Annotated in this window: 4 protein-coding genes and 1 pseudogene; 1 reads left to right on the forward strand and 4 read right to left on the reverse strand. The window is 64.1% G+C overall.

Features of this window, described 5'->3' with window-relative positions:
• From Q0602_RS01245 to Q0602_RS01260, 4 genes and pseudogenes are all read right to left on the reverse strand, one after another.
• Window positions 1–118 (reverse strand): annotated as a pseudogene (locus Q0602_RS01245) (sulfate adenylyltransferase small subunit); the annotation flags it as partial.
• Window positions 119–299: 181 nt separating this feature from the next.
• On the reverse strand, window positions 300–1,121 hold the full coding sequence (gene cysQ, locus Q0602_RS01250) for a 3'(2'),5'-bisphosphate nucleotidase CysQ (RefSeq protein WP_298837724.1): 822 nt from the start codon (window positions 1,119–1,121) through the stop codon (window positions 300–302).
• Window positions 1,122–1,220: 99 nt separating this feature from the next.
• Window positions 1,221–2,984: an SLC13 family permease gene (locus tag Q0602_RS01255; protein ID WP_298837727.1), complete on the reverse strand. Its 1,764-nt coding sequence runs from the start codon at window positions 2,982–2,984 to the stop codon at window positions 1,221–1,223.
• A gap of 226 nt (window positions 2,985–3,210) precedes the next feature.
• Window positions 3,211–4,419, reverse strand: coding sequence for an aminoglycoside phosphotransferase family protein (locus Q0602_RS01260; protein WP_298837729.1), 1,209 nt, complete (start codon window positions 4,417–4,419; stop codon window positions 3,211–3,213).
• A gap of 256 nt (window positions 4,420–4,675) precedes the next feature.
• On the opposite strand from Q0602_RS01260, the gene Q0602_RS01265 reads away from it, so the two are divergent.
• Window positions 4,676–9,235 carry a hypothetical protein gene (locus Q0602_RS01265; RefSeq protein WP_298837731.1) on the forward strand — a complete coding sequence of 1,520 codons (4,560 nt, stop codon included), beginning with the start codon at window positions 4,676–4,678 and terminating at the stop codon, window positions 9,233–9,235.
• The last annotated feature ends 89 nt before the right edge of the window (window positions 9,236–9,324 follow it).

Consider the following 9,324-nt stretch of genomic DNA (forward strand, 5'->3'; position numbering starts at 1 on the left):
CGATGGAGTAGAGCATCACCGGGTTGCCGAACTCGGCCGCGACCTCGCGGATGATATGGATGGACTCGGCTTCGAGCTGCTTGAGATGGGTCTGGCGTTCGGGGGTCAACTCTTTCATAGCTTTTCCGGTAAGTTCACAGGTTCGATAGCAATGGGCAAAAGCCGTAAGCCGTAAGCCGTAAGCCGTAAGCCGTAAGCAAAAAAAACGACCGTTTTCAGCTGCAAAATCAAACGGTTTTGGCTTTTGAATTTTCTTACAGCTTAGAGCTTATGGCTTAAAGCTGTTTCCACTTACAGCGTCAGGCGCGAAGCGCCGAACTCAGCGCATCGCGCCAACGGGAATCACGCTGCCCACAGACGATGAAGAACGGGTTGAGGGTGCTTTCCTGCTGGTTGCAGCGCAGTGGTTCGAGGGTCTGGGCGTCGAGCACCTGGCCGCCGGCGGCGGTGACGACGGCCTGGGCGGCGGCGGTGTCCCATTCGCAGGTCGGCGCCAGGCGCGGGTAGAGGTCGGCGGCGCCCTCGGCGACGAGGCAGAGCTTGAGCGAGCTACCCATGGAGACCCGTTCGTGGGCCGGCAGCTGGGCGCAGAAGGCTTCGAACGATTCGGCACCGTGGGAGCGACTGCCGACGATCAGCCAGGGTTGGTCGCCCGCCGCCGGCAGCTCGCGCACGCGAATCGGCTGTTCACCTTCGGCGGTGATCTTGAACGCGCCGCTGTCGGCATCCCCCCACCAGGTCATGCCGAGCACCGGCGCATGGACGATGCCGAAGCGCGGCACGCCATTCTCGACCAGCGCCACGTTGAGCGTGAACTCGCCGTTCTTCTTGATGAACTCCTTGGTGCCGTCCAGCGGGTCGATGAGCCAGTAGCTCGACCACTGCCGGCGGGTGTCGAACGGGATGGCGTCGCTCTCCTCGGAGAGCAGCGGTATCTCCGGCGTCACGCGCTGCAGCAGCGCGGTCAGCGCCCGGTGGGCGGCCATGTCCGCCTGGGTCAGCGGGCTATCGTCGGCCTTGGTCTCGACACTGAAATCCTGGGCGTAGATCTCCAGTACCCGTTCACCGGCGGCGACCACGCCAGAGAGCAGTTCACGCCTGATGACTTCATCGATTTTCATTCCATTCCTTTGTCTGTCGTTGCGGACTTCCAGTCCCGGTCAGGACTGGGCGCTACCTGCCGTCGGAGCCTTTTCTACCACGATCCGTCGTCGATAGCCCTAGAACGGCCAAATCATCGGTATGAGCAGAATACTGACAGCGCCAACGATCAAGCTCAATGGCACTCCCAGTTTGAGGTAGTCGTGCATCCGGTATCCCCCCGGCCCCATCACCATCAGGTTGGTCTGGTAGCCCAGGGCGGTCATGAAGCTGGCCGAGGCGGCGATGGTGATGGCGATCACGAACGGCATGAAATCCACCCCCAGCTGCTGCGAGACCGCCAGCGCGATGGGGAACATCAGCACCGCCGCGGCGTTGTTGGTGATCATCTCGGTGAACAGCACCGTCATCAGGTAGATGAACGCCAGCGCCAGCCAGGGCGAGTCGATATGCCCGACCACCAGCTCGGCGATGGTCCGTGCCGCGCCGGACTGGGTCATCGCCGCGCCGAGGGAGAACGAGGCCGCGATCACGATCAGTACCGAAAGGTCGATGTAGCGCCGCGCCTTGCCCATGGTGAGGCAGCCGGTCATCAGCAGGGCCCCGGCCGCGAGAAAGGCGGCTTCCAGGATCGATATCAGGTTGGTCGCGCTGAGCACCACCATCACGCCCAGGATGCCCAGCGAGAGCGGCGCCTTCTGGAAGTTGGGCGGCGTGGAGTCGTTGAGCTGGCTGACCAGCAGGAAATCCTTGCGGTAACGGTACTGCTCGACGAACTCCTGGCCGGTCTCCAGCAGCAGGGTGTCGCCGACCTGGAGCTCGATATCGCCGACCTTGCCGTTCAGGCGCCGGCCATGGCGGGAGATCGACAGGATCACGGCCTGGAACCGGGAACGAAACCGGGATTCCCGCACTGTCTGCCCGATGCCGGTGAAGTCCGGGCTGACCACCGCCTCGACCAGGCAGCGCCGGTGGTGGGCGACATCCAGCTTCTGGACGTTGCCGTTGGCGGGGCTCAACCCGCGAATCTCGCGAAGCTCCCTGGCGCACTCCGGCGCGCCGATGAAGACCAGCGTGTCGCCGCCCAGCAGCTTCGTCTCCGGCGGCACCGCCGTCATCAGGTGGTCGTCGCGCTCGATATCGGCCAGATAGCCGAACTGCAGGTTGCGCAGCCCGGCATCCGCGATCGACTTGCCCACCAGCGGCCCACCGGGTTCGACGGTGACCTCCACGCTGTACTCGCGAATCTGGTCCAGCTGGGCATTGGTGCCATCCCGCTGCGGCAGCAGCCATGTGGCGAAGATCAGGATGAACCCGCCGCCGACGAGCAGGATCGGCAGCCCGATCCAGGTCAGTTCGAACATGCCGAGGGAGACGCCCAGTTGGCTCTGCAACAGCCCGTCGACCACCAGGTTGGTGCTGGTGCCGATCAGGGTGCAGGTGCCTCCGAGGATGGAGATGTAGCTGAGCGGCAGCAGCAGCTTGGAGGGGGGCAGCCGCAGGCGGTTGGACCAGTCCTGGATGGCGGGTATGAACATCGCCACCACCGTGGTGTTGTTCATGAAGGCGCTCAGGATCGAGGCCGGCAGCATCACCCGCCACTGGGCGCGGCGTAGCGTGGTCGGCTGCCCCAGCAGTTGCGCGGCGATCCACTTGATCGCGCCGGTCTCCTTCAGCGCCGCCGCCACCACGTATAGCGCCGCGATGGTCATCACCCCGGTATTGGCGAAACCGGCCAGCGCTTGCTGGGGCGTCAGCACGTTGGTGAAGATCAGAAACGCCATGGCGCCGACCAGGATGGCGTCCGGCGCGATCCGAGTGAAAACGAGCGTGGCCAGGACCGCCACGACGGTTGCGATGCTCAACCAGGCATCGATATCCATACCTTCCCCTGCCAAACGCCCGGATGGCACTGATTTAACGTTTATCAATCAGCCGCTTAACCGAAAAAAACCGCTTCCTGCGGAAAAAATCCCCGGTCGATGCATTCTAAGCCGCTCCTCGCGGCGGGCACCAGCACGGCTTTTCTAAGAAAGGTAATGACACTGTTAATGAGGTGAGCGGCATGAGAAACCGCAAACCGACGGCAGACGATGCTGCGCAATCGCTTCAATTTTCGTGGGAAACGGCCCCGGTTCCCGGGGGTTTTCGGCCCGCTGACTCAGCGAACCGACGATGCAGATATTTGCCCTCCTCCGTGGCGTGGAAATCGGGGTGACGCTGCGACATGGCGAAATAGGTCATGATCAGCCACCCCAGACGCATCGCGTCCGGCCTGGGGGCTCCTTCCCGTCCCTGCATTGCCTCGATCCACGCTTCGGCGAGCCTGGGCGGCACGCTCAGCAGCAGGCGGGCCAGATCGCAGCCCACCGGCAGCATGCCGGCGTGGTCCCAGTCGATGAATATGGGCGCACCGGTCGAATCCTGAATCAGCACGTTCTGCGGGTGAAGGTCGCCGTGGGAGAAGACCCGCGGCAGCCGATAGACGACCAGCGCCATTCCCAGCAGCCGTTCGAGTTCTTGCCACCGCCGTCGCCTCAGTGCCGAGAGACAGACGCCCACGATCATCCTGTTCAGTGCGCGACGTCCCCGACGGCCGATATCACGATCGGACCATCCACCTGGACGGCCGACGAGGGCGAGCCACGCCAGCGAGTCCAGCGTGTCGCGGAAGGCGGGTTCGCTGCCCTCGCGATGGGCGCCCAGCGGCTTCCCCTCGATTCGTTCCATCACCAGGCTGGCGGTCTCCCCATGGTCGATAACGGCCTTCAGCGACGGGGCCGCGATACCGGCGGGCGCGAGCACCTGGCGGTAGAGCCGTTCCAGCCCGAGAGCGTGGGCGCGCGATAGCTGGCAATGGACGACATAGCGGGTATCTGCCGTTCGCACCTCCAGCGCGGAGAGATGGCCCATGTGACCCGGCAGCGGGCGGAGGGCGCGCACCTCGAGATGGGGCCGCAGCGGCGCGACCCATGGCCCGAGGATGGGATGGGCCATGCCGGTCTCGACATCGATGAATCCGTCATCGACGTCATGCGCCATCACCACGGCCAGGCCATCGTTGAGCAGACGCCCGCTGTCGAGCGCGCTGACCCGGACCAGGTCTCCCGGCCGCAGCGACATCGGTGCGAGAAAGCCGACATCGGCCCGGGTCGAGAGGCCCGCCTCGACCACATCGGGCCTCGGCTCCTGGCACAGCGCGCAGTAGCGAGCCTCGCCGTTGATCGAGACCAGCACCGCGCGGGGTTCGCCCTGGCGGTCGCCGACATACCAACCCCGAACCACCTGCTGGCCCACCTCATCCACGAACCCCGGCATGGCGTGTCTCGCTCCGTTGTCATGACTCCCACTCCCCGCTTTTATATCAATGTCCAGGGTCGGGTTGCGTAACGTCTTACAACAGCGGCGGAACGCTCCGGCAACATGGACCAGCATCTTATGGCGACACCCGCGTTACGATATCGTGACAACGGCTGACGACTTTACGACAGGGTGACACGTCTTTTATCCAATTGGCGCTGAATTCAAGTGGACATTGAACGAGTATTTAATAAAAACCACCGGAGGCTAATCCATGGCTCAGGAAATCACGCGCGAGAATGTCTCGAACCCTCTCCCGGATGCTGGCGACCCGAGAGCCGATGGCCAGCGCAGCGGGCGCTGGCAGTCGACGCTGTCGCGGACCCTGCACCTGAGCCAGAAATCCACTCCCTCCGGTGACGACGAATCCAAGCCTGGAAAGCGCGCCGATACCGATACCGAGGCGCCCAGGAACCTGAACGACTACAACCAGATCGTGACCATCGGTGACGATCTCATTCGCTACGAGACCAAGGGCGGCAAGACCGTCGAGGTCGACCGCCACGCCACGCCGGCGCTGTTCGAGACGGTCAAGCAGGATGCCGCCCAGATGAGCGCGCTCAACCAGAGCGGAGAGGATGGCTATGGCGTGTTGCCGCCCGATGCCGAGCCTCCCGGCAAGCTGAGCGACTACCGTTTCATCGCCCCGCCCGACGAAGTCGCCAAGGGTGTCATCCGCTACGAGATGCAGAACGGCACCCGGGTCGTGGTTGCCGAGCGCGCCAACCCTGAGCTCTTCGCTGCCGTCAAGAAGGATTACGAGAGCCTGATCGGCATCAACAAGAGCGAGGCGGATGGCTACCAGCGCATCGGCAGCGACGCCACGCCACCGCCCTACTACAACACCGAAGTCGGCGCGCCCGGTGAGATGGGCCCGGAGGTGATTCGCTACGAGCATGACGGCGAGAAGTTCGTCGTCGCGCGCAGCGACAATCCGGAACTCTATGACTACCTGAGCGAGCAGTACGCGACCCTGGGCGGTAACGCCGAGCACCAGGATGCCATCGACATTGCGGTCGAGGATGGCGCCACCATTGCCGGCGCCGATACCGAAGCCCCCGACTTCAACGACTACAAGCGGTTCCATTGGCAGAACGATGCGCGGGAGGACGTCATTCGCTACACCACTCACGACGGCAAGGACGTGGTGGTATCGAAGGCGTTGACGCCGGCACTGTTCGAAACGGTCTCCACCGCACAGCAGACCTGGGATCGGATCCACGAACTCGAGGACGACGGCTACAAGCTGCGCTCCGCCGACGAGGACATCCCGGTACTGGGCAAGGGTGACAGCGTCAAGAGCGCCACCGACGAGCACGGCGACGTCATCGAGGGGCTCAAGCTGGTCGAGGTCGACGGCGAGAAGTTCGTGGTCTCCAAGGGGGTGACGCCGGAGCATTTCGAGGCCGCCTCCAGCTTCCAGCAGACCTCCAGCGAGGATGTCATCGACGACGTGTTCGCCGATCACGACCTGCCCGGCTCCGAAGAGACCAACCTGATGGGCCAGGAGACCACCGTCGAGAACGACGACGGCGAGGCCAAGACGGTCACCGAACTCTACATGGAGAAGCTGGAGGAGAAGGCGGAAAACTCGGACAACGAGAACTTCAAGAAATATGCCCGCCTGCTCGAGCTCAAGTCCCAGCTGGACGATGGCAGCTTCCAGTATCTGCCCTACATGACGGTGGACCACGGCGGCGACTGGACCTACTACGCCAGCGACACCCAGGGCATGGACCCGGCCGACCTGCGCGGCCTGATCCACGAGGAGAAGCTCGGCGAGGAGCTCGCCAAGCTGCTCGGGGACGAGGAGATCGCCGAGTTCACCGACGAGGCGATGGCGGAGGCCCAGAGCAAGATCAAGGATCGCGACGGGCTCGCCGACAAGATCTACGACTCGTTGACCGGCGACAAGGGCGCGGACTATCTCGATGCCATCGAGGAGCTGCGCGACAAGGGTTTCGGCGACGAGGCCGCCACCCGCTTGAACAATGACCTGAACACGCTGCAGGCCCTCGATCCCGACCGCGCGGCCGAGGCGAGAGGCAGCATCACGGCGGCCAGTACCGCCAGAGGCCTCGAGGAGGAACTCGCCGACATCGACGCCGAGTACGATGCTTCTCGGAACGGAGACGACATACCGCCGGAGAGCGAGGAGGCCGCGGAACAGGTCGCCGCCGACATGGTGCCGACCGTTCTCACCGGGATTACCTACAGCACCTTCGGCATCCAGACCACCGATGGCGTCTGGAACGCGGTGAAGGATGCGCTCTCCGCCGACAAGACCGATCCCAAGGGCTCGGTACCGCCCAACCTGTCGGCGGACGAGAAGCTGCAGTTCACCAAGATCATGGCGATCGCCGCCGGCCTCAAGGAGGTGATCAAGACGGCGGCGTTGAGCGGCAGCAACGTCGAGACGGCGCTGAAGGATTCGTCCCTCATGCGCGATGTCATGAAGAAGGTGAACGAGCAGTTCCGCAACATGACCACCAGCCGCGACGGCCAGCCGCCCATCGTCGAGCTCAGCGACAGCCAGCGCACCAACGTGCAGAGTTCGCTGAAATCCCAGTTCCGCAGCCTGATGAGCTCGAACACGATGTTCGCCATCGGCGGCACCGCAGCGCTGGCCAACGCCATCTATCGCCGCTCGGGCGATGATTTCGGCGACACCTGGCAAGAGCGCATGACCGTCGCGCGCGGCATGCTGGTGTTCATCGGCACCACGCCCTTCGCGCTCAAGGGCATCACCGACGCGGTGGGCCCCAAACTCGACGAGGGCAGCCGGCTGGCCAAGCTGTTCGGCAGCCCCAATATCACCCAGGCGCTTGGTCTCGACAAGGAGATGGGCGACGTCCTGCGCGAGCGCTTCCCCGACACGTTCAATGGCGACAAGGCGTCCTCCCTCAACCCGGGCGAGCAGGCCCGGGGCAAGCTGGACGACATCCGCGGCAAGCTCGAATCCTTCGATACCCTTCTCGATCAGAAGGACGCTCCCGACTTCGAGCAGAAGGCCCAGGGGCTGGTCGACGACATCCAGGGCCAGCTCGACGAGGTCGACCGCATCGTCAAGGAGTCCGACTCGCTCAGCGACGACGAGAAGAAGGAGATCCAGCAGCGCCTGGACACGATCGAGGATCGGCTCGACAAGGTCGAGATGAAGAAGGAGGGCCTGGCGCCCCAGAATGCGGACGACCTCAGGGGGCTGGTCGACGACCTGTTCGAGGAGATCCAGCCTTTCGCCTCCTCGGCGACGCCGTCGGAGCAGCGCTTCGCCCAGATCGACGACTTCGACCGGGCAGTGGCGGAGTACCGGGAGCTGCTGGATGCCGATGGCAAGGGTAAGGGCAAGATGCCGGAACAGGCGCCGGCCCTGTTCGACGAGATCATGGAGAGACATCGTGCCATCCGCTCGTCGATCGAATCCGACCCGACGCTCTCCGACAGCGATCGCGCACAGCAACTCGATCGCCTGGACGAGATCGCCAATCGCCTGGACGACGTACGCCCGACGGACGGCGGCGCCCTGCCCAGCGGCGCCGGCGACGCGCTGGACGACCTCGACAGCCTCAGCGGCGATCTCCAGCAGCGCTTCGATCCCGCCAATGGCGAGTCGTCGAAAGTCGCCATGCAGCCCTTCAACCAGGCGCTGGATGCCGAAGCCGACGTGATGACCAACGGCGAACCCACCCCTGGCGGCACGTCGCCCGACAGCCCCGGCGGCACCGGTGGAGATGGCGACATCGGCAGCAAGAAGAAGGCGCTCATCGGCCCGGCGCTCAAGGGCCTGGCCTACATGACCGACTTCGCCGGCGGCATTCTCGACACCGTCGTGGCGGGTGTCGGGCTGAACCAGCTGATCAAGAACGGCGGCACCCCGATAGAGTTCGCCGCCAGCTCCACCGGCGTGGTCTCCGGCTCGTTCTTCACCATCGGCGGGGCCGCCGAAATCGGGGCATCGCTGCAGACCGCGTCCCGCGTGCTCTCCGGGCTGGGCGCGGGCCTGCGCGCGGCCGGCCCCATCGGCAACCTGATCGGGCTGGGCGTCGGCTTCGCCAGCCTGATCCTCAATGCGGTGATGGCGCAGAAGAAAGGCGCCGAGACCGAAGGCAAGATACGCGACCAGTTCGAGCAGTTCGCCGAAGATGGTGTGACGGAGGACGATTGGGGCGAGAAGTTCAACTACCTGATCAACTCCAGCTACGGCTTCAAGGACATGATGCACGCCGGTGACGACGACAAGGAGCCCGACCCGCTGTTCAAGGAGTGGTTCCCCGAGGACATGGCGGCTTGGGAGGCGCAGCCGGAGCAGTACAAGAAGTTCACCCAGGAGATCCGGGAGAACGGCAACGTCGACGACTTCTTCTTCGACTTCGACCAGGACCAGATGCAGCTCAATATCCACGGCCAGGACTTCTACCAGGAGAACAAGGAGACCATCGACACCATTCTCTTCAACTGGGACGAGGGCGATGGCGGCAACGACTGGACGGGCGGCGACGATATCGTCAGCAAGTCAGACCTCGAGAAGATCGCCGACCCGGAAAACGGCCACTCCAAGAAGGAGCAGGACGCGGCGCAGTTCCTGCTCGACAACGAGGACTTCTTCGCCCTGCTGGATACGCTGCACAAGCAGGATGGCTCGGACGGCAAGATCAGCAGCGCCGACATCGACTCCTGGATGCAGTTGATCGGCGAGCGTGCGATCACCGACGACAACCCGGCCTTTGCCGAGGAGGACAGCATCTGGGACAACCCGGCGTCGTACAAGCTGTAGGCTGAAGCCACGAGCTACGAGCTACGAGCCACGAGCTGCGGGCTACGAGCCAAGGGCTACGGGCTGCGGGCTACGAGCCAAGGGCTACG

The organism is uncultured Salinicola sp., from assembly GCF_937921195.1.
Classification (GTDB): Bacteria; Pseudomonadota; Gammaproteobacteria; order Pseudomonadales; family Halomonadaceae; genus Salinicola.